The following is a 19,033-nucleotide window of genomic DNA, read 5'->3' on the forward strand; positions in this document are numbered from 1 at the left end:
ACGCCTGAACCGGGGACACGGACGCCTGAACCGGGGACACGGACGCCTGAACCGGGGACACGGACGCCTGAACCCGGAACACAGTGGCCTGAGGCGGGGACTCAGGTGTGCTGGGCGGTGGTACCGGCGATCGGCATGGGGTCGAGGCCCAGCTTGCCGTGGTCCCACGAACGCACGCGCTTGACGTCGACCCGCACCGCAACCCGCTTGTTCAGCAACGCTTCCACGGCGGGTTTGACCTCGTCGCTGTATGGGCCGTAGTAGCGCTCCCACACGCTCACCCCGACCTGCCACAGCTCCGCCGGATCGTCACTGATCACGCCGTGCCCTTCCAAGGACACCCCGCGCAGTTCGTCGTAGGTGTTGCCGTCCTCGATCAGGCAGCTGATCCGGGTGTCACGGCGCAGGTTCACCACCTTCTGCGCCTTGGCCTTGGTCTCGAACCAGATCTGCCCGTCGATCACCGCGTACCACATGGCGACCAGGTGCGGCGTGCCGTCCGGCCCGATGGTGGCCATCGTGGCCGTCCGGCTCCGCTCGATGAAGGTCGCGATCTCCTCGTCCGTCATCTTGATCTGCCCGCGCAGGTTCACTCCCATGTGATCACCTTCGCACAGGCCGGCCCCGGATCAACGTGTGACTCAGTGCACAGCCATGGCCAAGGCGGGTTCCCCGCTCACCGCGGTCAGCTGCCACGGCCGGGCCACCAGCAACAGCACCACCATCGCCAGCGTGATCCCGCCGAACATCACGATGCTCATGCCCAGCGCGTTGTTGCCGAGCACGCCCACCATCGGCGAGATCGCGGCGCCCACGCCGAACTGCACGGCACCGAGCAGCGACGCAGCCGTGCCGGCGGTCTCGCCGTGCGCGTTGAGCGCCACCGCGGGCGCGTTCGGCAGCATCAGCCCGGCGAAGAACAGCACCGCCCACAGCGGCACGGCAATACCGAACAGTCCGCCCGTGGCGGTCGCCGCCATGACGAACAGCACGGCCCCGGACGCGGTCGCGAACATGCTCGCGGCGACCAGCACCTGGTACGGCTCGTACCTGCGCATGAGCCGCGCGTTGAGTTGAGTGGCGGCGATCAGCCACACCGCGCTGGCACCGAACATCAGGCCGAACTGCTGCTGGTCGAGCCCGAACTGCACCTGGAAGACGAACGAGCCGCCGGCGACGAAGGCGAACAACCCGGCCATCGCCAGCCCGGCCACCACGATCAGGCCGACGAACGACCGGTCGGTGAGCAGGCCGCCATAGGTGCGGACGGTGGCACGCCACCGCAGCGGCTGGCGGCGCGATCGCGGCAGCGTCTCCGGCAGCCACAGCAGGGCGAACAGCGCGATGGCCAGGCCGAGCGCGCCGAGCACGGCGAACACGCCACGCCATTCGGTCCATTGCAGCACCGCGCTGCCCAGGGTCGGCGCCAGCACCGGCGAGACACCCATCACCAGGATCAGCCGGGACAGCAGGGTTGCCGCCGCGCGGTCGGTGTAGAGGTCGCGCACCACGGCCAGCGCGAGCACCGCGCCTGCGGAGGCCCCGAGGCCTTGCACCACCCGCGCTATGGCGAGCAGTTCCACCGTCGGCGCGAACAGGCACAACACCGAGGCGATCACGTGGATCAGCGTGCCGGCGATCAACGGGACGCGCCGGCCGACCGCGTCGGACAACGGGCCGACGAGCAGCTGGCCGAGCCCGAGGCCGAGCACGGTGCCGCTCACCGTGAGCTGCACCGTCGATTCGGTGGTGAGCAGTTCCTTCGCGATGCTGGGCAACGCGGGCAGGTACATGTCGATGGACAGGGGTCCGAGCGCGATGAGCGCGCCCAGCGTGAGCACCAGTGACAGTGATCTGCCTGCCGGTGCGGAGCCGCCGTCGGCGGCCAGTTCGGGTCGAGTACCGCTGGTCAATGTCTTTCCCTCAGATGTGTCTGTGGTCGTCGTCCCGAGGTCGGAGCCGGGTACCCGGCCTCGACGTGGGACTGAGGTTGCGCGGCCTCGTTGCCGTTCGGAGAAGTTCGATTCCCATCGAAATTCTAGTTGGATCGCGACGGGAGGTCGAAGCATTTGGGATGGGACCGGCGGCCACTGGGCAGTCGGCCGCCGAAGCTGTCAGCGGGGTTCAACGCATCAAGCGCGATGTTCAATCCCGAACCAGCCGAGAGATCTCGATCACTCCCGTCGCTGGTACGGAGTGGGGGTCCATGAGTGGCCCGTTCCTACCGCATTTCGACAGTAACGGGTCACTCGTGGAAGAGAGAAAGCGCTTTCCGTACTACAGGGCTTGACCGGAGTCCGGAGCTTCCACTAAAGGCAGGAAGTCGGCAAGCTTCCGCCCGTCGCGCATGACCAGCACCACGCCCTGCACCAGCGGGCGCGCCTCGTCGAGCAGGGCCCTGGCCAGCTCCAGGCCGACCTCGCGGCCACGGTCTCCGGCCGTCTCCAGCGCGGACAGGGCCGCGCGCGGGATTCGCACGTCGGGCACCTCGTGGGCGAGGTACTCCGCCTCGGCGAACCCGGCCAGCGGGGACACCGCCATCAGCACCGGAATGTCCTCATTAGACAGTTCGGCGAGCATGCCGACCAGCGCGTCCGCCTCGTAGACCGGCCGGCTGATCAGGAACTGGGCGCCCGCCGCGATCTTCGCCCTGGTCCGCGCCAGTTCGGCGTCGCGGTCCTCGGCGCCGGGGTTGAACCGCGCGCCGATGTGGAAGGAGGTCTTGGTGGCCAGAGTGAGGCCGTTGCAGTCACGACCATCGTTGAGGCCGGCCAGCAACTGGATCAGCCCCACCGAGTCGACCTCCCAGATCCCGTCGGCGTTCGGGTAGTCACCGCGCAGTGGCGGGTTCCCGGTTTCGCAGACCACCGTGCGCATCCCGAAGGCGTGCACCCCGAGCAGGTCGGCCTGCAACGTCATGATCGTCTTGTCCCAGGTGGTCAGGGTCGCGATCGTCTCCGCGCCGACCTCCCGTTCCACGTGCAGCGCCAGGCTCACCGAGCTGACCTGCGCGCGGGCGCTCTCGCGGGCGGCGACGAAGACCAGGTCGATGCCGTGCTTGCGGAGCATCGCAGTCAGCTCGGTGGCCTCCTGTGCGTCGCCGCCGGCCGGGGGCGAGATCTGCGCGGCGACCACGAACCGCCGCTGGCCCAGCCGTTGCGCGAGCCCACCATGCTCGGGCTGGACCACCTGCCTGCGCGGCGCCGGCTCGGGCCGCCGCTGCTGCTTCGGGCGGAGGTCCGCGAGCTTGGCGACGATGTCGCGGATGTGCGTCGGTGTCGTTCCGCAGCAGCCGCCGACGATCGAGGTGCCTTGCTCGACGTAACGGCGCGCGTACTGGGAGAAGTAGTCGCCCTCGACGCTGTATTCGAACCTGCGACCGATCCGGCGCGGCAGCCCGGCGTTCGGTTGGGCGCTGATCGGAAGCGTGCTGTAGCGCCGCAGTTCCTCCACGACGGTGAGCATGCGCTGCGGACCGACCGTGCAGTTGGCGCCGAGCGCGGCGACGGGCTGCCCGGCCAACGCGCTCGCCACCTCGCGGGGGCTCTCGCCGCCTGGGGTGACGCCCTCGGCGGTGAACGTGGCCTGCGCGAGGATGGGCAGGTCGGTGAGCTCGGCGGTGACCGCGACCGCCTCCACCAGTTCGTCGAGGTAACCGAAGGTCTCCAGCACCAGCAGGTCGACGCCGCCGTCGACGAGCGCCCGCACCTGGTCCCGGATGACCTCGACCCGCTCGTCGGCACGCACGCTCTGCCGCTGGCTCGCGCTCACCGCGGGCGAGACGGAGCCACCCACGAAGATCGTGCGGTCCACCCCGCGGCGGGCCTGCCGGGCGAGGCGGACGCCCGCGAGGTTGATGTCCCGGACGTTGAGGGAACTGCCGTGCTCGGCCAGGCGCAGACGGTTGGCGCCGAAGGTATTGGTGAGCAGGATGTCCACCCCGGCGGCGACATAACTTTCGTGCACCGTGCTCACCAGTTCGGGATTCGACAGGTTCAGCTCGGGCAGGGCGCGGTCCAGCGAATTGCCGGCCGCGTGCAGCATCGTCCCCATTGCCCCGTCGCACACCAGGATCCGCTCGCTCAGGGCTTTCGTGAAGTCCATGGCACCTCTCCTGTTGATCGCAGAGGACTAAACCTCTCGTACCGCATCGAGAATCTCCAGCGCAACCTGGGCCATCAGCCGGTCCCGGTAATTGGTGAAGTCGAGGGAGGTGATTTGCTCGACCCTGCGGACCCGGTAGGTCACGGTGTTGGGATGGACGTGCAGGGCACGCGAAGCCCGCTGCGGACTGTTATTGGCGCGAAAATAACAACCCAGCGTGGTGAGATACTCGGCGACCGCGGCGCGCGGGTGCTTGTAGAGTTCACCGAACACCTCGCGGGCGAACTCACGTAATTGCGCCGGATCGGCCACCTGGAGCAGGAGGCGGTGAATGCCGAGTTCGTCGAACGCCACCACCGCGCCGGCCCGGCCCATCCGGCGCGCGACCTCGACCGTGCGGCGGGCGTCGTCGTAGGAACGGGCGATCTCCTCGGGCGGGGCGCAGCGGCCGCCGACGCCGACCGTGACCAGCGCATGCGGGAACAGCTCACGGACCCGGTCCAGGCAGGAGCCGGCCAGCCGCTCGGCGCGCCGGGCGTTGTCGGGCAGCACAACCACGACCTCCTGGTCACGGACCGTGCTGATCGCGTCGGGAGCGTGCATGCCGAAGAACCGCTCGATGGCGGCCGGCACCCGGCCGCCGAACCCGTCGCGGCCATCCTCCACCACCAGCGAGACCACGCGATGCTCGCGGTTCTCGTCGTAGCCGAGGTGGCGGGCCCAGCGCAGCACCTCGTCGGCGCCGTTGCCCTTGCCCGACAACAGCCCCTCGATCAGATCCTCACGCGCCCGGGCCGCCGCCGCGGCGACCACGCGTTCGCGGCCGAGGATCACCCCGCAGATGGTGGCGGCGTGCTCGGTGACCAGCAGGTGCAGGCCGTCACCGGTTTCGGCGGCGCCGTCGTGCAAAGTGAGCAGGTAAGCGTGCACGTCGTTGCCGACCAGGATCGGCGCGACGACGATCATCGACGCGCTCTCACCGATGTCCGGGATACGCGCGGCACGGCGGGTGCGGCCGGTGACCGTGAGAACCTGCGCGAGCTGCGGATGCACGACACGCTCGCGCACCGCCTCCTCCGCTCCTCCAGCAGCGGAAGCTGCGGCCAGCACGGACATCTTCTCGTCGACCACGGCGACGGTCGCGTCCATACGCTCGGCGATCAACTCGGCGACGGCGTCGATCCCGGAGTCCTGCGTAGCCAGCGTGGACAGGTGACGGTATATCGCGACGAGCCCGCGCAAAGCTGCGTTCTCGCGGCCGATCTCGTCATCCGCCACCCGGCCATGGTAAATGACCCGCGCTTTGTGCCCGAGCCCAAGAAACTTTGGCTTCACGGTCACTGTCGGCCCCGGGCAGCCGCGCGTACCGTCGGCCGATACCCCCAGCAAGCGAGGTTCCCAATGAGCGACCCGGCGCGCTGCCCACACTGCGAGTGCCCCCTGCCGGACCCGACACACACGGTCGCCGCCGAGATCGAGCGCATCCGGCAACTCGCCGAGGCCCGCGCCTCCAGCCGTGTCGAGGAACTCACTGCCCAGGTCCGTCAGCTCCAGGAAACCGTCGCCCGCCTACGCGCCCACTCCACCGCCGGCTACCGCTGACGCCGCCTGCGCCTCTCACCAGGCGATACGGTATCTTGACCTACACCTTGGGTAATCCGCTCCCCAGGGCCGGTAGCTCAGTTGGTTAGAGCAGGGGACTCATAATCCCTTGGCCGCGGGTTCGAGCCCCGCCCGGCCCACCACCTGGGGTTTCCTCCGAAACCCTACAGGCACACCGTTTGCAGAGCAAGGGACTCGAACCCTCTCGATTGGGCGTACACTGGTCGGTCATGAAGACCATCCGGTCCGAGTCTGTAGCCCTCGACGACCTCCGCGAGCTCCTCCCCGACTGGCAGCGCCACCTCCGCGCGACAAACAAGGCGCCGAGCACCATCGCCTCGTACCTGCGGGTTGCCGAGCAGTTCCTCGGGTTCCTCGTGCAGGAAGGCATGCCGACCACCGCGGCCTCGATCACGCGCGAGCACATCGAGCACTATCTAGTGCATCTGCAGGACCGGCCGAACAAGCGCACCGGCAAGCCGTTGTCGGCCGCGGAGGTCGCCAAGCAGTACCGGTCGTTGCAGCAGCTGTTCCGTTGGCTGGACGAGGTGGAAGGCGAGATCGAGTCGTCGCCGTTCGCGAAGATGTCGCCGCCGGCCGTGCCGGAGAGGCCCGTGGATGTGCTGACGATGGACCAGTTGCGCAGGCTTTTGGACTCCTGCAAGGGAAAGTCGTTCGAAAACTTGCGGGATACGGCGCTCATCCGCTTGTTTGTGGACACTGGCGCGAGGTGCGGCGAAATCGCGCCGCTTCGGCTGGAGAACAAGGCGGAGGACCGGCCGAGCGATCTTGACTTCGATGCGGACGTCATCTTGGTCATGGGCAAGGGCCGGCGGCCACGGGCGGTCCCCTTCGGCGCACGGACCGGCGAGGCGCTGCGCCGGTACCTGCGGGCGCGGGCTCGCCATCCGATGGCCGCCCGTACAGATGCCGTATGGGTTGGACGGAAAGGCCCGTTGACGGAGTGGGGTATCCGGCAGCTGCTCAAGCGTCGCGCCGAGGATGCTGGTGTGCCGAACGTGCACCCGCACAAGTTCCGCCATACCGCTGCACATGAATGGCTGGCCAATGGCGGTCAGGAGCAGGACGCTATGCGGTTGTTCGGCTGGCGTTCCCGGGAAATGCTGGGACGGTATGGCGCGTCGGCCGCCGACGAGCGCGCCCGTAATGCGCATCGGCGTGCCGCGCTCGGCGACCGTTTCTAATCAAGAAGGCAGACGTCAGCGAGTGGCGGGATCGCCACGTGGATGCCGCCACAGCGGTGATCACGGCTGGTGGACGGTGGCTCGCTGGCCGGCCCGTCGGGTGGGGTTGTCGGCAACGTCGCCGGTGAGGTGCTCGGCGGCGGAGTGGTGTGTGGTTTGCTCGCGTGCCACGGTGCCTTGGATCGCTCGACGATGACGGCTCTTGCGCGTGTGCTTTGTGTCGTGGGCTCGTCGCTTGCACGGGATGGCGTTGCGGCCGGTGTGGGCGGCGGTATGGCCTCAGACGTGGTGGTTTGCGGGCGCGGAATGACGGGTGCCGGGAGCGCAATCACCGGCGGTGGCATGTCCTCTGCCGGTGTGAACGCCGTGCCCCCGACGATGCCGCAGATGCTCGCGAGGCCGACCATGACAGTGGCGGTCGGATGTTGCCTGATCCACTTAACCGTTTCGGCGACACTGGCGCCGATGACGGCGGCACCGCCTTGGATGACACCAAATCGGCGGCGCCTGGGAATGATCTCATGTTCGATTCGCTCGATCTCGTCGAGGATTTCCTGCAAGTGCTCCTTATCTGCCTCCATCCGGTCGATCGTCCGGCGAAGGTCGCGCCGGAGCCATTGCAGTTGTCGGTCGGGCATAGCTGTTCCGAAGTTTCGTGAGGCGCCGCGTTGCAGTGGTAAAAAGACACCATTTCGTATATCGACTGTTTGTCACTTTTGTTAGCGCCCGTTCACTGTGCGGAACGATGTTCATCTGAATGGCCTAATCGTTCGATTCTGTTGAATAGCTCCCTGGCGACCGCGAGCGACTCTTCCGCGCGCGCCTGAGCTGTCTTGGCCATCTCCCGCAGTTCGGCGATGTCGCGCAACTCGTCGTCAACTTCGGCCGGTGATTCTTGCTCTATCTGAACCGGTTCGCCACCGGCCAGGACGGTGTCGATGCTGCCAGCTCTCCATCCGAACGCGCGCTCGATGCGTGCGCGCGTGAGCTTCCGGGGGTGTCGGCCGCGAGCGACTTGGAAGAGCGTTTCCTTGGACACGCTGGCCAGCTCGGCCGCTTTGTCCCAGGTGAGATCAAGCTCGGCCCGGCGCGCGTCCATCCACCAGCCAAGCGACCCTTCTGGATAGTCCGTGCTCACACACTCATCATGACGTGACCAAACGTGACTTGTCTAGTTGGTGAGTGGCGCTGAAAGACGTCGTTCTCGCAGGTGTTGGCGTTACATGGTCAAGTTTCGTCACGTATGGCCAGGTTAGATCTAGCTTGTTCAGGTTGAAACGTGACTGAACATGTCCTAACGTGACGCCCATGAGATCGACCACCATCGACGGGCGCAAGGTCCAGCAAGCCCGCGAGTTCGCCGGCCTCACCCAAGAGGGGCTTGGAAAGAAGATCGGCGTCGACCGCTCCACTGTTTCGTTCTGGGAAAGCGGGACGAAGTCACCGCGTGGCGCCAACTTCCGCGCGCTGTGCAAGGTGCTGAAGGTCAAGCCCAGCGATCTGGTTGCGTCCAATGACCAGGCGGCGTGAGTGCTCGGCTTCGCCGGCAAAGGAAAACCCGGCCCAAGACCCCCGAAACGCTGGGACTGCGGGATGTGCGGAGGCGGCGGAACCGTCCCAGTCGACCCCGTTGACCCACGCAAAGGCGACCGCCAGTGCCCGAACTGCCAAGGGCACGGGACCGTCGGCTGAGGGCCTGACGCCCGAGCAGCGCGCCCTTCGCTCCCGACTCGGCGCGCACGTGCGGTGGTCTCAGTGTGACGACCGCGCGGCCGCGACCGCGCCGGCCCGCGCCGCTTTCAACGATCGCTGGGAGCGCCAAGTCGACCCGGATGCCGTGCTCGAGCCGCATGAGCGGGCCATCCGCGCTGAGCACGCCAAGAAAGCCCACTTCACGGCTATGGCCATGAAGTCAGCCAAGGCGCGGGCACGGAAGAAGCGCGCCGCCTGATCTCCCGGCTGCCGGGGGCGGCCGGGTCCCACCACCAAGGAGGTGACAAGCCATGAATCGTTCGTTCAGGCTTGACTACCGGAACGAACTGGTCGTCACCGTGCTGGCAGTTTTATGCCTGCTGTTTCTGATTCTGGGAGCGCCAGGGATAGCGCTGTATTCAGGTCTTGTCCTAGTCGTCGCGAGTTTGGTCGTACACGGGTGGCTACTGCGCCACCAGGCCCGACAGCTCGCACGGGTCGTAGCCGAACTCGCAGCCACGCCGGGAGCAGGCGCCACCATCCCAGCTTCAACGCGGGTTGTGCATGTAGCGCTGCCTCCAACTCGGGTCCCGGCGCAGGTGCGAACCACTGCACATACAGGCCATCCGGCTCGTGGGGAGACAGCCACGCGATGAGCACCCATGCCTTCCCGACATCGCATGGCTTGACCTTCATCCGCACGGTGCTCCCCGGCTTGACCACAGTGATCGGCGGATATTGCTCGTCGAAGTCGAACTCGCACCCGACGCCACGTACCGCCGAGATCCGGGCATCGCCGGTGCCCGAGTTCGTCAACTCCCACACATGCCAGAGCAACTCGCCGGTGTCGGCATCCGTGGCGTGGCCGAAAGTCCCTACTTCGAGGTTGACGTACGGGGCACTCCGGCGCTCGCGCCGATCTGTACGAACGACGAAATACAGCGTCACCGCGGAAAGCAGCGCCCCAGCGCACCCGCCCAGCGCACCCACGACAGCCCACAGATCCATGGCGGCATCCAAGCAGGCCGCTGATCACACCCACAAGTAGATGCGCCCGCCCCGTGGGCCAACACGGGACGGGCCGACCACCGAGCAACGAAGGAGAAACCGGTGGCCAGGAAGAAGGCTAGCAAGCCGAAGCGCACGGCGGTTCGGCTCGACCAGGCGCACGGCTTCGGCCGGGTGCAGCGGATCGACCCGCGCCTGCTGGAGCGCCAGCACCGCGAGGACAGCCCGGAGTGGGCGCAGCCGCCCGACGGGGACGACGAGCAGCAGGAAGGGGTGATGGCGGCGTGAGCGCGCTGATGGACGAGCACCTGGCCGGGCTGCTGGCCGATGCGGGAATCACGGTCGAGCCGGGCAGCGGCGGGAAGCATCGCCTCGACGAGCACCGTGCCGCGCATGAGTCGGCCGCCGAACTGCTGGACCTGGCCGATCAACTCACCCAGCTCGGCGCCGACGTGCGTCTGGTCGAGGCCGACCCCCCGGGGCCGTGCACCTGGTGCGACGTGGACCCAGCTCACCTGGCGGACGTGACCGTGTACGGCGACCCGGCGGACAACGACCCGACCGAGCCGCTCACCGTGGCCGAGACCTGCCGTGTGTGCGCGCCGCGCGCCGCCCGCCAGGCGCTCGTCGAGCAGTCACCCACCTCTGGAAAACCCATCGTCGTCGAGATCGGAGTGAGCCCGCGATGACCACCACCGAGAAGCCGGAACACGTCCGGCAGGCCGAGGCGCTGGAGCGCATCGCCGTGATGATCCGCGCGAATCCCGGGCTGCACCTGCCCGGGCTCTCGATGCGGTTGCACCTGGTCGCGCCGCACGCGGCCGTGTTCCGGGAGTTCGCCCGGCTGGCGCCCGCTTATGCCGACCGTGTGTACCGCCGCGACGGCCGTGAGGTCGCGGTGATCGAGACCGAGTTCGGCCCGGTGGAGCTGTCGGTGCAGACCGAGCTGGCCAGCCTCGCCGCGACCACTGTGGACGGTTCGTGATGGCGACGCGTCTCGGCGACGGCTGGCCGGAGGACATGTGTGACCTGCGCGCCGCGGAGATCGCGGCGGCTGGGCAGGGCAGGAAGGCCGCCCAGGGCGGCGAGGACAACCACGACCCCGAGGACGAGTGTGAGTGACAACCTGACTGTGAGGGTGGCCGCGTACAAGCTGCTCGCGGACCACATCAAAGGGCTGTACGACCAGGCGCGGGCGGAGATCGCGGCCCGGATGACACGCGGGGACCGGCTGACGGCGGAAACCGCGGACCGGGTGAAGATCGCCGCAGTGTTCAAAAAGGACCCGAAGCCGTTGGCGCTGGTCACCGACGCGGCAGCGTTGCGCGAGTGGATCGCCGAGTATTACCCGGAGCGCCTGATCGAAGATCTCGTCTTCGTCGACGGCGCGGATGAGGAGATCAAGGAAGTTCTGCTTGTGCACGCGCCGCATCTGGTGCGGCAGGTGCGCAAGTCGGACCCGGACATCGTCCGCGCGATCCTCACCGAGTCCAGCAAGCGTGGTGTGGTGGTCGGGCCCGGCGGCGAAGCCGAGATCCCCGGGGTCGAGGTCCAGGTCCGTGAGGGTGCGGTGGCGTGCCTGCTCACCGACGAGGCGATGCCCGCGGTGGTGCAGATGCTCAACCGGGGTGAGATCGACCTGTTCGAGGTGCTCCCCGGCGGCGACTCATGACGCCGGAGTTGCTGGCCAAGCTGGCCGCGCCGTTCCCCGACGACGCGGTCGGCTCCCGGCCGGAGATCACCTGCCAGGCATGCAAGGTGGGCGGCTGCACCGCGCACAAGTGGGCCGAGTGCGCCGAGTGCGGCCGGACGCTGACGACCGCGCACGTCCACCTCGACTACGTCGGCCACGCCTACGTGCGCGAGCGGCTCAACAGCGTCGACCCGGACTGGGCGTGGGAACCAATGGCGCTCACCCCGGAAGGCTTGCCGCTGCTGCAGGACGGATGTCTGTGGATCCGGCTCACCGTCGGTGGCAAGACCGTGCTCGGTGTGGGCGACGCGCCTGGCAAGCGCGGCGGCGTGTTCTGGAAAGAACTGATCGGCGACGCGATCAGGAACGCCGCAATGACCATGGGCGTGGCGCTGGACATGTGGAAGCGCGAGCCCGCGTCCGCCGGGCCGCTCCCGGTCGAGCCGGACGCCGATCCGGCGGCCGAGCCCGTCGACGAGCCCGCACCGGCCGATGTGCCGGACGAGCCGACCAAGCTGCGCGAGCGCATCCGGGACATCACGAAACGACGGGGCCGTTCGGCGGCGCAGACCGCGGCCGACTTCACCAAGTGGTCCAAGGGGAAACAGCTGTTGCGCGCGAACACCGCGCTGCTGGCCGAGTACCTCGACCACCTCTTGCAGGAGGGCAAACGGTGAAGGCGCAGCAGATCCCGGCTGCGGTCCGCGCGATCGTGCACGCCCGCTCGGGCGGCGTGTGCGAGAAGTGCGGCACGCGTCGGGCTGAGGAGATCCACCACCGGTGCGGCCGGCAGATGGGCGGCTCGCGTGAGCCCTGGGTCAACCAGCCCCCCAATCTGCTGCACCTCTGCGGCCCGTGCCACCGCGAGGTCACCGACACCCACGGCCGCCGGGCGTTCGCCGAAACCTGCGGCTGGCTCGTGCGCCGTGGCCAGACCCTTCCGGCCGACGTGCCGGTCGTGCTCTGGCACGGCCTGGTGCTGCTCGCCGACGACGGCACGTTCCGCACTCCCGCTCTGGAGACGACATGACAGTCCGGATCACTGAAACCCCGCGGCAGTCCCGCGCACGCCGCGCCGCCCGCTGGGACCGCGCCGCCCATGCCGTCATCACGGCCGGCGGCTGGCTCGCTGTGTTCCTCATCGGCGCCTGCTTCGGCGCCGCCGTCGCCGTGTCCTACCTGCACCGGCTGGGGCTGGCATGACTGTGCATGAGATCCGCCAGCCCAGCACCGCGTCGGCCGGGCTCGACGCGCTGACCGTCTGCAAGCAGAGCCCGGACGCGCGCCCGATCACCACCGATATCCAGTGTGGCGGCGGACTACCGCAACCTGGCTGGCCGGCCTGCACCCAGTTGGGGCGGTGGGAGCTGCGCGGCAGACAGCACCCGTACTGCACGCGCCACGCGGCCGCCCGTGTGGCCGCCGACGCGCGCGTCGAGCGGATGCGGCAGCGGGCCGAGGCCGAGCGGGCGGGGTGGTCGCGGTGACCGCCTCGCTCAACCTCGCCGGTCGGCACGCGGTGTGCCGCACGTGCAAGGCGTCGATCGTGTGGGCCGTCTCGGCGAAGACAGGCACGAGCATGCCGATCGACTATTCGCCGAGCCCCAAGGGAAACGTGCTGCTGCAGATGGATCGCGGGCAGCTCGTTGCCGCGGTGCTCACCGCCCGGCAGCTGGCCGGCGCCCGCGCTAACGGCGCGCAACTGAGGACCGAGCATCACGCCACCTGCCCGGACGCCGCCATGTACCGGAGGCAGCGATGATCCGCCGCCTGGTCGAGCGCCTCCGGGAATGGTCCATCGCGTGGCTCGTCGGCGACGGCTCGACGTGGCTGACCGACGAATACGCCGCGCTGCTCGACGAGCAGGACCGGGGCGGCGAATTCACTCCTGTCATGGACAGCCCGACCAGTGAAAGGAAAACCATTGGCTGACCAACCATCCATTCTCGACAGCGAGGACGGGCCGCGTGATTTCGCGGCGTTCCTGCTCGAACTCGCCCGCGGTAAGACCCACCGCGAGCTGTCCGAAGCACTCGCCGAGATCGCGCGCGAGGTCGTCAAGACCAAAAAGCAAGGCAAGTTGCAGCTCACGCTCGTGCTCAAGCCGCAACCGGCCGTGGAGGGCGCGATCTTCGTCTCGGACGAGATCAAGAGCAGCGTCCCGAAGTTCGACCGGCCCGCGTCGATCTTCTTCGCCACCGATCTCGGTGACCTCGTGCGCACCGACCCGAACCAGCCGGTTCTGTTCACCCCGTCGATTCAGCAGGAGAACCTCAAGTGACCCAGCCCAGCGACATGGCCAGCGCTGCCGAGCGCGTGGAAGACCTCGCCCGCCGCGTAGCCGCCGTGGCCAAGCCCGAGCCGTACACGGTCGAAACCGCTTTGGACTCGATCATCGTTCGCACCGAACGGAATGACGAGTCCACCGTGGTGCACGACCTGGAACGGCTGCTGGACTACCCGCGCCGGCACCGCGGCACCGCCACCCTGTACGACCCGGCGGATTTCATCGCCTACGTCCAGCGCCTCGCCGACACGTACACCACCGTCTGGGGCGACGAGGACAAGGCCCGGTTCACCGCGGTGTTCAACGACCACGCAGACGCCGATTTCGCGGGCTGGCGCGACCACACCGCCACTCTCCAGCTGCAGCTCGACCCGGAGTGGCGGGCGTGGCAGCAGCACGACGGCAAGTGGTTCGCCCAGCTCGCCTTCGCCGAATTCCTCGAAGACCACGCCGCCGCGATCCTCGAGCCCGCGCCCGCTGACTTCCTCGAGGTCGCCACCACGTTCAAGGCCCACCGCAAGGCCGAGTTCTCCGGCGGGGTGAACCTCACCACCGGCGACGTGCAGCTCACCTACAACGAGGAAACCACCGCCAAGGCCACCCGGGCCGGGCAGATCGAGGTACCCCGCCAGTTCACCGTCGCCCTGGCGCCCTTCCTCGGCACCCCTGCGCGCGGACTCGCCGCGCGGCTGCGCTGGACGGTCGACGGCGGGCAGCTGTCCATCGGCTACAAGCTCCACCGCCCCGACCTCGCCCAGCGCGACGCGTTCGCCGACATCCGCCAAACCATCGCCGAAGGCCTCAACCCCGGACCCGACGACCACAACGTGCCGGTGCTGCTCGGCGCCGCACCCGCCGCGCTCACCCCGCAGCGATAACCCCCAAACTGCCGGGCCGCCCCGAGATGCCCCGACCACCGCGGGGCGGCCCGGTGTCTACACCACGAAAGGAGGTGCGCTGTGCGCCGCAAGCTCAAATTGCCACGCGAGGCAACGAGTACGGGCTGCCAGCTCACCGCCTCGCCCGCCCCGTCCGGCTTGCGCTCACCACGGTGGCGCTGGGAAGCCGCGTGCGCTGGCGAACTGCCCGCCGAAGCGCTGTCCACACGCGACCGCGAAGACCTCGTGTGGCACCTGCACGAACTCGGCTGGACCGATGTGCAGATCGCCGAACACACCCGCATGAGCACCTACACCGCCGCGAGGATCCGCGACTGCCTCGGACTCGCGCCGCACCAACCGAAAGAGGCCGCAGCATGACCGAGCGGATCCCGTTCGAGATCCCCGACGACGGCGAACCGTTGATCGAGGGCCTGGAGTCGCACCTCTACGTCGTCGAGTTCGGCGAGCACGGGGTGAAGGTTGGCATCACGGCCAACCCGAAAACGCGCATGGCTCAGCACGAGCGGGACGGCCGGAACTTCGGCCGGCTCGTGACGCGCGTGTGGGTCTCGGGCCCGCACGCCGAGGCTGCGGCGAATGAGCGCGCGGTGATCGCCTATTGCCGGGACCTCGCTGGCGTGTCCAGTTCACGCCGTGGCGAGTACTTCTCCGTGCCGTACGACGACGTGCAGCAGTACGCGGTCGGGCTGCCGAAGAGCCGCGGCGACCGCGAGGCGTTCGAAGCCCGCGTCAATGCCGGATTCAACGTGTTCAAGTCGATCGCCCTTGGGGGTCATGCATGAACGAGATCACCACCACCGGCCCCGACGGCTCGCCGTTCGACCGCATCAAGCGGACTCGCCCGGACGGCACGGAGTTCTGGTCCGCCCGCAGCCTGCAGGTACTTATGGGCTACACGCGGTGGGAGCACCTGCAGCCCGCCATCGCCCGGGCCATGCAGACCGCGAGCAACACCGGCATGGACACCACGGACCTTTTCCGGGGATCCCGGGAAAAGTCCGGTGGCCGACCGCGCGAGGACTTCGAGCTGTCCCGCTACGCGGCCTACCTCGTCGCGATGAACGGCGACCCGAACAAACCGGAAGTCGCTGCGGCACAGACCTATTTCGCAGTGAGCACCCGGCAGAACGAGCTCGGGGTGCCGCGCCAGCTGTCGCGCCGCGAGCTGGCGCAAATGGTGATCGAGGCCGAAGACCAGGCCGCGCTCGCCGAGCAGCAAGTGAAGGCGCTGGAACCGGCGGCACATGCGTGGGAAACCCTGGCCGGTGAGGATGTCGGGGACTACTCACTGCGCGAGGCCGCGCAGATCCTCAACCGTGACTCGGCGATCGCGACCGGCCAGAACCGGCTCATGAAGAGCTTGCACGACCTCGGGTGGGTCGACGGGAAGGGCCGGCCGTATCAGCGGGAGGTCGACAGCGGGCGGTTGGCGTGCCGGATGCTGCCCTACGAGCACCCGCACACGAAGGAACCGCAACTCGGCAGTCAGGTCCGCGTGACCGCGAAGGGGCTGCGCGAGCTGCATAGGCGTCTCGGGGGTGAGCGGCCGCTGCGGCTGACGCTCGGCGGGGTTAGCTGACCGTGACGTGGTTCAAGGTGGACGACCATTTCCACTCGCATCCCAAGGTGATGGCGACCGACCCGGCCGCGCTGGGCCTGTGGGTGGTCGCGGGATCGTGGTGCAGTGCGGGCCTGACGAACGGGTTCGTGCCGGACTACGTGCTCCCGCGGCTGCTCCCGGGCGCGGTGAAGCTGGCGAGCAAGCTCGTAGCTGCGGGGCTGTGGGTGCGTGCTGAGAACGGCTACCAGTTCCACGACTGGCTCGACCACAACCCGACCGCCGAGCGGGAGAAGGAACGCAAGGCGAACAACCGCAGGCGCCAGCAGGAGTACCGCGAGCGCCAGAAAAACACCGATAACGCGTCACGTAACGCGTTACGTAACGGGGGCAGTAACGGTGCCCCGTCCCGTCCCGGCCCTCTCCCTTCGGGAGAGAGGGCCGGGGGCAAGAAATCCCGAGCCAAGCTCGAAGTTGTCCACACCTGGTGTGGACAGTGCGACGAGCGCACCCGGCAGATCGAACTCGACGACGGCCGCCCGGCTCGCTGCCCCCGATGCCATCACTTGAGGACCGCCGGATGACCAACAACCACGCATGGGAGGCCACCTTGCAGCACCTGCAACTGATCGTGGCCAAGCGCGACAAGCTTGAGCACGCTCAGCGCGAGGCGGAAGACCAGCTGATCCACGCGCTCGCCCGTGACTTCAACGCTCGCCGGATCGGCTGGGCCGAACTCAACCGCGTCTACACCACGCTCCGCGGCCAGGGCAAGCAACCCGGCTTTCTCCCGGGATTCACCGGGAAGCGGTGGGCCGCGGTGCTCCCGAACATCCAGGCCGTCCGCGCCCGAGCGGCCGAGGCCGAGGAGGCGAAACGTCAGCTTCCTGAGGTCTGGTTGGGCACCTTCCCGTACTCCGATCCCGACCTCCCGCCGTTCGGTATCTGCGTGGTCTACGTGCTCTACGACGCCAGTGGCAAGCCCTGCTACGTCGGCAGCACGAAAGCGTTCGCCAACCGCATGAAGGCCCACGCCCGAGACGGCAAGCGCTGGAGCACCTGGCACGCCTACAAGTGCCGCGATCGCGGCCATGCCTACGAGGTCGAGGGCCGGTTCCTCGACCAGTTCAAGCCCTACCTGAACAAGCGAGCGACACCGTGACCGCCTGCCCCAGCGGCAAAACCCGCTACCGCAGCGCCCAGCGCGCCGCACGGGTCCTGAGCCGCATCTGGTCCACGCCCAAACCCGGACGCCGGCTCGAAACCCGCGTCTACCAGTGCCCGGACTGCCTCGGCTGGCACCTCACCAGCAAGCCCCAGCGACCCGAACGAGAGGCATCGTGACCGTCCACGAACGCGACTGCGCACCCTGCGATGCCGCCCGGCAGGCCGTCGCTGAGCTTCGCACCCAGTTCGACCCGCTGGACAACTGGGACGAGGTCGAGGTGCAGGGCAAAACCACCACCGAGTTCGCCACCGAACTCATCGCCAGCGCGCTGCACCGCTTCCCGCTCGACGCTCGGCCGAGACCGGGAGCCACGCGGTGACCGGGTGGCGGTCGCGCGCCNGCGGATCTCGGGATGGCCTGTTCTGGGGCCCGAACGGCGGCGAGGTGGCCGATAACCCGCTGCTGCGCCCATGCCCCGCCTGCGGCGCCGCACCACGCCAGCGATGCACCAGCCCCAGCCGGCGCCCCGGCGGCCGCCGCGACCTCGACCACCACTTCCACGACGCCCGCACGGCGACCGGTCGCCAGCCGGCGCCCGCGCGCGAAGCCAACCGATCGGAGACACCGTGACCGACCAGCCCCCCAACACCCGGCCCGAGGACATCGAGGCGCTCAACGCCGNCTCATCGCCCGAAGCGTGGCGGCGCTNTCAGGCCGACNNCCACCGCGGCAACGGCCCGNCCATTCCCGACACCTACACCCCCGACNACGACGTGAACCCCGTCTGCGGNTGCCACCGGCGCGCGCTCTGCCGCGGCTGCGGCACCTGCACCGCCTGCGACGCCTGCTACTGCGGAGAGGACTGACCCGATGCCTGACCAGACCACCACCGAGACCGCCGTGCCCGAGCAGCCGGACGGCATCGCCGACGACAGCTTCGACCTGCCCGACCCGGCCCGCGCCGCCGAACGAGTCCGGTTCTTCCTCGAGGAATTCGGCGACGGCATGATCACTGTCGCCGAGCTGGACAAGCTCGAAGGCGTACCGCCGCTGTACTCGCGGGACCTCGAAGCGCTCCGGAAAGCCGCGACCGACGACGAGTTGATCCACATCTCGCTCCTGCACAACGCCGGTTACGGCATATGCGACTCCTGTAATGGAGTCGGCTTCCGCGACGGCGCGGACTGTGGCGACTGCTCCCGACTCCGGATCAAACCGCTGCGGCCTGACCAGACTGCCGCCACCGCCGTGCCCGAGCTGTACTTGAGCCCAACACACGGGCTGATCGACTGCGAGGACGGCGTGTGGTGGCGCTACGAGAAGCACCGCGTCTCGCTGCGGCATGACGGGCTGCCGAACGAGCGTCCCGCCGACGCCGTACGCCTCGGGCCCGCACATGCTCATGAGCATGTGGTGAGCCTGTCGAGTGAGCATGTGCCAGCCGACACCGCCGCCCTGCGCGTGCACATCGCCGAGGCGTTCCGCAAGCTCGACGCCGAACGCTGGGGCTACGACAACGGCTTCACCAGCTACGGCGGCGACGAGGAGTCCGACTCGTTCGTCGATGCCGCCGTGGCCGTCATCGCACCCGCACTGGCCGACCTCAGCCAGAAGCTGGCCGCCGCCGAAGCCTCCGCCAGCCAGTGGCGCAACGCCACCGAAACCATGCAGCGCGTGCTCACCGCGCTGTCCGGAGACTGCGGTCACGCCGAGCACGTCAGCACGCGGCAGATCCGGGCATGCCTGGCCCGTCCTGCCGGTGAGAGCGGCGACGCCGAGGAGGCCGAGCGTGGCTGAGAGCCCCACGCCCTGCG

33 protein-coding genes and 1 tRNA gene are annotated in these 19,033 nt (G+C 68.5%); 28 read left to right on the top strand and 6 right to left on the bottom strand.

Translation table 11 applies throughout. The features are described from left to right. Nucleotides 1-101: 101 nt before the first annotated feature. The 4 genes from A3CU_RS0122635 to A3CU_RS0122650 all read right to left on the bottom strand — a co-directional run bounded on the left by A3CU_RS0122635 (nt 102) and on the right by A3CU_RS0122650 (nt 5,382). Complete coding sequence (locus A3CU_RS0122635; RefSeq protein WP_027944231.1) at nt 102-599, bottom strand: pyridoxamine 5'-phosphate oxidase family protein; 498 nt, start codon at nt 597-599, stop codon at nt 102-104. 42 nt (nt 600-641) lie between these two features. Further along, complete coding sequence (locus A3CU_RS0122640) at nt 642-1,913, bottom strand: multidrug effflux MFS transporter (protein WP_245617270.1); 1,272 nt, start codon at nt 1,911-1,913, stop codon at nt 642-644. Nucleotides 1,914-2,277: 364 nt separating this feature from the next. Beyond that, nucleotides 2,278-4,104, bottom strand: coding sequence for a bifunctional homocysteine S-methyltransferase/methylenetetrahydrofolate reductase (locus tag A3CU_RS46125; protein ID WP_063628875.1), 1,827 nt, complete (start codon nt 4,102-4,104; stop codon nt 2,278-2,280). Between the two features lie 27 nt (nt 4,105-4,131). Continuing rightward, the gene (locus A3CU_RS0122650; RefSeq protein WP_156960495.1) at nt 4,132-5,382 is read right to left on the bottom strand and encodes a PucR family transcriptional regulator; all 1,251 of its coding nucleotides are present in this window, start codon (nt 5,380-5,382) and stop codon (nt 4,132-4,134) included. A 123-nt stretch (nt 5,383-5,505) separates the two neighbouring features. Between A3CU_RS0122650 and A3CU_RS0122655 the strand changes: the two genes are divergently transcribed. The 3 genes from A3CU_RS0122655 (at nt 5,506) to A3CU_RS0122665 (ending at nt 6,911) form a co-directional block, all read left to right on the top strand. Then, the gene (locus tag A3CU_RS0122655; protein ID WP_027944234.1) at nt 5,506-5,706 is read left to right on the top strand and encodes a hypothetical protein; all 201 of its coding nucleotides are present in this window, start codon (nt 5,506-5,508) and stop codon (nt 5,704-5,706) included. Between the two features lie 66 nt (nt 5,707-5,772). Next, nucleotides 5,773-5,849, top strand: a tRNA-Ile gene (locus tag A3CU_RS0122660). A gap of 87 nt (nt 5,850-5,936) precedes the next feature. Then, nucleotides 5,937-6,911, top strand: coding sequence for a tyrosine-type recombinase/integrase (locus A3CU_RS0122665; RefSeq protein ID WP_027944235.1), 975 nt, complete (start codon nt 5,937-5,939; stop codon nt 6,909-6,911). Here A3CU_RS0122665 and A3CU_RS0122670 read toward each other — a convergent pair. Further along, complete coding sequence (locus A3CU_RS0122670) at nt 6,908-7,549, bottom strand: hypothetical protein (RefSeq protein ID WP_027944236.1); 642 nt, start codon at nt 7,547-7,549, stop codon at nt 6,908-6,910. The genes A3CU_RS0122665 and A3CU_RS0122670 overlap by 4 nt on opposite strands. Nucleotides 7,550-7,641: 92 nt before the next feature. Continuing rightward, on the bottom strand, nt 7,642-8,049 hold the full coding sequence (locus tag A3CU_RS49955) for a hypothetical protein (RefSeq protein ID WP_156960496.1): 408 nt from the start codon (nt 8,047-8,049) through the stop codon (nt 7,642-7,644). 170 nt (nt 8,050-8,219) lie between these two features. Here A3CU_RS49955 and A3CU_RS0122680 point away from each other — a divergent pair, with 170 nt between their 5' ends. The 25 genes from A3CU_RS0122680 to A3CU_RS0122795 all read left to right on the top strand — a co-directional run bounded on the left by A3CU_RS0122680 (nt 8,220) and on the right by A3CU_RS0122795 (nt 19,016). Further along, entirely contained in the window at nt 8,220-8,441 is a 222-nt protein-coding gene (locus A3CU_RS0122680) for a helix-turn-helix transcriptional regulator (RefSeq protein ID WP_027944237.1), read from the top strand. A gap of 211 nt (nt 8,442-8,652) precedes the next feature. Beyond that, nucleotides 8,653-8,862: a hypothetical protein gene (locus A3CU_RS54010; RefSeq protein WP_084143610.1), complete on the top strand. Its 210-nt coding sequence runs from the start codon at nt 8,653-8,655 to the stop codon at nt 8,860-8,862. A 566-nt stretch (nt 8,863-9,428) separates the two neighbouring features. After that, on the top strand, nt 9,429-9,635 hold the full coding sequence (locus A3CU_RS52615; RefSeq protein ID WP_156960497.1) for a hypothetical protein: 207 nt from the start codon (nt 9,429-9,431) through the stop codon (nt 9,633-9,635). Nucleotides 9,636-9,713: 78 nt separating this feature from the next. Further along, the gene (locus tag A3CU_RS0122690; protein ID WP_027944239.1) at nt 9,714-9,899 is read left to right on the top strand and encodes a hypothetical protein; all 186 of its coding nucleotides are present in this window, start codon (nt 9,714-9,716) and stop codon (nt 9,897-9,899) included. Next, nucleotides 9,896-10,300, top strand: a complete 405-nt coding sequence (locus A3CU_RS0122695) for a hypothetical protein (protein WP_027944240.1) — start codon at nt 9,896-9,898, stop codon at nt 10,298-10,300. The genes A3CU_RS0122690 and A3CU_RS0122695 overlap by 4 nt, the downstream gene beginning before the upstream one ends. After that, nucleotides 10,297-10,596, top strand: coding sequence for a hypothetical protein (locus A3CU_RS0122700; RefSeq protein WP_027944241.1), 300 nt, complete (start codon nt 10,297-10,299; stop codon nt 10,594-10,596). Before A3CU_RS0122695 ends, A3CU_RS0122700 begins: the two co-directional genes overlap by 4 nt. Continuing rightward, complete coding sequence (locus A3CU_RS52620) at nt 10,593-10,733, top strand: hypothetical protein (RefSeq protein ID WP_156960498.1); 141 nt, start codon at nt 10,593-10,595, stop codon at nt 10,731-10,733. Before A3CU_RS0122700 ends, A3CU_RS52620 begins: the two co-directional genes overlap by 4 nt. Then, a complete protein-coding gene (locus tag A3CU_RS0122710; protein ID WP_027944242.1) occupies nt 10,726-11,283 on the top strand; it encodes a hypothetical protein in 558 nt (185 codons plus the stop codon). Before A3CU_RS52620 ends, A3CU_RS0122710 begins: the two co-directional genes overlap by 8 nt. Beyond that, a complete protein-coding gene (locus A3CU_RS49960; RefSeq protein WP_052372001.1) occupies nt 11,280-11,981 on the top strand; it encodes a hypothetical protein in 702 nt (233 codons plus the stop codon). The genes A3CU_RS0122710 and A3CU_RS49960 overlap by 4 nt, the downstream gene beginning before the upstream one ends. Next, a complete protein-coding gene (locus A3CU_RS0122720; protein ID WP_027944243.1) occupies nt 11,978-12,334 on the top strand; it encodes an HNH endonuclease in 357 nt (118 codons plus the stop codon). The genes A3CU_RS49960 and A3CU_RS0122720 overlap by 4 nt, the downstream gene beginning before the upstream one ends. Beyond that, nucleotides 12,331-12,507, top strand: a complete 177-nt coding sequence (locus A3CU_RS52625; RefSeq protein ID WP_156960499.1) for a hypothetical protein — start codon at nt 12,331-12,333, stop codon at nt 12,505-12,507. Before A3CU_RS0122720 ends, A3CU_RS52625 begins: the two co-directional genes overlap by 4 nt. Next, nucleotides 12,504-12,791, top strand: a complete 288-nt coding sequence (locus A3CU_RS0122730; protein WP_027944244.1) for a hypothetical protein — start codon at nt 12,504-12,506, stop codon at nt 12,789-12,791. Before A3CU_RS52625 ends, A3CU_RS0122730 begins: the two co-directional genes overlap by 4 nt. After that, nucleotides 12,788-13,066: a hypothetical protein gene (locus tag A3CU_RS46140; protein WP_156960500.1), complete on the top strand. Its 279-nt coding sequence runs from the start codon at nt 12,788-12,790 to the stop codon at nt 13,064-13,066. Before A3CU_RS0122730 ends, A3CU_RS46140 begins: the two co-directional genes overlap by 4 nt. Further along, nucleotides 13,063-13,236 (top strand): hypothetical protein, encoded by a 174-nt coding sequence (locus tag A3CU_RS52630; protein ID WP_156960501.1) that lies wholly within the window; start codon nt 13,063-13,065, stop codon nt 13,234-13,236. The genes A3CU_RS46140 and A3CU_RS52630 overlap by 4 nt, the downstream gene beginning before the upstream one ends. Then, complete coding sequence (locus tag A3CU_RS46145; RefSeq protein WP_052372002.1) at nt 13,229-13,585, top strand: hypothetical protein; 357 nt, start codon at nt 13,229-13,231, stop codon at nt 13,583-13,585. Before A3CU_RS52630 ends, A3CU_RS46145 begins: the two co-directional genes overlap by 8 nt. After that, a complete protein-coding gene (locus A3CU_RS46150) occupies nt 13,582-14,469 on the top strand; it encodes a DUF2303 family protein (RefSeq protein ID WP_052372003.1) in 888 nt (295 codons plus the stop codon). Before A3CU_RS46145 ends, A3CU_RS46150 begins: the two co-directional genes overlap by 4 nt. A gap of 81 nt (nt 14,470-14,550) precedes the next feature. Continuing rightward, nucleotides 14,551-14,850 carry a hypothetical protein gene (locus A3CU_RS53565; RefSeq protein WP_027944245.1) on the top strand — a complete coding sequence of 100 codons (300 nt, stop codon included), beginning with the start codon at nt 14,551-14,553 and terminating at the stop codon, nt 14,848-14,850. Beyond that, a complete protein-coding gene (locus tag A3CU_RS53570) occupies nt 14,847-15,275 on the top strand; it encodes a GIY-YIG nuclease family protein (protein ID WP_027944246.1) in 429 nt (142 codons plus the stop codon). Before A3CU_RS53565 ends, A3CU_RS53570 begins: the two co-directional genes overlap by 4 nt. Continuing rightward, a complete protein-coding gene (locus A3CU_RS49965) occupies nt 15,272-16,072 on the top strand; it encodes a phage antirepressor KilAC domain-containing protein (RefSeq protein ID WP_052372004.1) in 801 nt (266 codons plus the stop codon). The genes A3CU_RS53570 and A3CU_RS49965 overlap by 4 nt, the downstream gene beginning before the upstream one ends. 2 nt (nt 16,073-16,074) lie before the next feature. Next, nucleotides 16,075-16,635: a hypothetical protein gene (locus A3CU_RS49970; protein WP_027944247.1), complete on the top strand. Its 561-nt coding sequence runs from the start codon at nt 16,075-16,077 to the stop codon at nt 16,633-16,635. Continuing rightward, the gene (locus A3CU_RS0122775) at nt 16,632-17,213 is read left to right on the top strand and encodes a GIY-YIG nuclease family protein (protein ID WP_027944248.1); all 582 of its coding nucleotides are present in this window, start codon (nt 16,632-16,634) and stop codon (nt 17,211-17,213) included. The genes A3CU_RS49970 and A3CU_RS0122775 overlap by 4 nt, the downstream gene beginning before the upstream one ends. Next, the gene (locus tag A3CU_RS52640) at nt 17,210-17,395 is read left to right on the top strand and encodes a hypothetical protein (protein ID WP_156960504.1); all 186 of its coding nucleotides are present in this window, start codon (nt 17,210-17,212) and stop codon (nt 17,393-17,395) included. The genes A3CU_RS0122775 and A3CU_RS52640 overlap by 4 nt, the downstream gene beginning before the upstream one ends. Continuing rightward, nucleotides 17,392-17,598, top strand: a complete 207-nt coding sequence (locus A3CU_RS0122780) for a hypothetical protein (RefSeq protein ID WP_027944249.1) — start codon at nt 17,392-17,394, stop codon at nt 17,596-17,598. Before A3CU_RS52640 ends, A3CU_RS0122780 begins: the two co-directional genes overlap by 4 nt. Before the next feature lie 65 nt (nt 17,599-17,663). After that, nucleotides 17,664-17,849 (top strand): zinc finger domain-containing protein, encoded by a 186-nt coding sequence (locus A3CU_RS55725; RefSeq protein ID WP_425388272.1) that lies wholly within the window; start codon nt 17,664-17,666, stop codon nt 17,847-17,849. A 240-nt stretch (nt 17,850-18,089) separates the two neighbouring features. Then, the gene (locus A3CU_RS0122795) at nt 18,090-19,016 is read left to right on the top strand and encodes a hypothetical protein (protein ID WP_027944252.1); all 927 of its coding nucleotides are present in this window, start codon (nt 18,090-18,092) and stop codon (nt 19,014-19,016) included. Nucleotides 19,017-19,033 lie beyond the last annotated feature (17 nt).

The organism is Amycolatopsis taiwanensis DSM 45107, assembly GCF_000519205.1.
In the GTDB taxonomy this organism is placed as follows: domain Bacteria; phylum Actinomycetota; class Actinomycetes; order Mycobacteriales; family Pseudonocardiaceae; genus Amycolatopsis_E; species Amycolatopsis_E taiwanensis.

Excerpts from the sequence above, each read along its gene's own strand:
- A3CU_RS0122635 (WP_027944231.1), bottom strand. The coding sequence starts at position 599 with ATGGGAGTGAACCTGCGCGGGCAGATCAAGATGACGGACGAGGAGATC.
- A3CU_RS46125 (WP_063628875.1), bottom strand. The coding sequence starts at position 4,104 with ATGGACTTCACGAAAGCCCTGAGCGAGCGGATCCTGGTGTGCGACGGG.
- A3CU_RS0122655 (WP_027944234.1), top strand. The coding sequence starts at position 5,506 with ATGAGCGACCCGGCGCGCTGCCCACACTGCGAGTGCCCCCTGCCGGAC.
- A3CU_RS0122665 (WP_027944235.1), top strand. The coding sequence starts at position 5,937 with ATGAAGACCATCCGGTCCGAGTCTGTAGCCCTCGACGACCTCCGCGAG.
- A3CU_RS0122670 (WP_027944236.1), bottom strand. The coding sequence starts at position 7,549 with ATGCCCGACCGACAACTGCAATGGCTCCGGCGCGACCTTCGCCGGACG.
- A3CU_RS0122680 (WP_027944237.1), top strand. The coding sequence starts at position 8,220 with ATGAGATCGACCACCATCGACGGGCGCAAGGTCCAGCAAGCCCGCGAG.
- A3CU_RS52615 (WP_156960497.1), top strand. The coding sequence starts at position 9,429 with ATGCCAGAGCAACTCGCCGGTGTCGGCATCCGTGGCGTGGCCGAAAGT.
- A3CU_RS0122700 (WP_027944241.1), top strand. The coding sequence starts at position 10,297 with ATGACCACCACCGAGAAGCCGGAACACGTCCGGCAGGCCGAGGCGCTG.
- A3CU_RS49960 (WP_052372001.1), top strand. The coding sequence starts at position 11,280 with ATGACGCCGGAGTTGCTGGCCAAGCTGGCCGCGCCGTTCCCCGACGAC.
- A3CU_RS52625 (WP_156960499.1), top strand. The coding sequence starts at position 12,331 with ATGACAGTCCGGATCACTGAAACCCCGCGGCAGTCCCGCGCACGCCGC.
- A3CU_RS0122730 (WP_027944244.1), top strand. The coding sequence starts at position 12,504 with ATGACTGTGCATGAGATCCGCCAGCCCAGCACCGCGTCGGCCGGGCTC.
- A3CU_RS52630 (WP_156960501.1), top strand. The coding sequence starts at position 13,063 with ATGATCCGCCGCCTGGTCGAGCGCCTCCGGGAATGGTCCATCGCGTGG.
- A3CU_RS53570 (WP_027944246.1), top strand. The coding sequence starts at position 14,847 with ATGACCGAGCGGATCCCGTTCGAGATCCCCGACGACGGCGAACCGTTG.
- A3CU_RS49965 (WP_052372004.1), top strand. The coding sequence starts at position 15,272 with ATGAACGAGATCACCACCACCGGCCCCGACGGCTCGCCGTTCGACCGC.
- A3CU_RS0122775 (WP_027944248.1), top strand. The coding sequence starts at position 16,632 with ATGACCAACAACCACGCATGGGAGGCCACCTTGCAGCACCTGCAACTG.
- A3CU_RS0122795 (WP_027944252.1), top strand. The coding sequence starts at position 18,090 with ATGCCTGACCAGACCACCACCGAGACCGCCGTGCCCGAGCAGCCGGAC.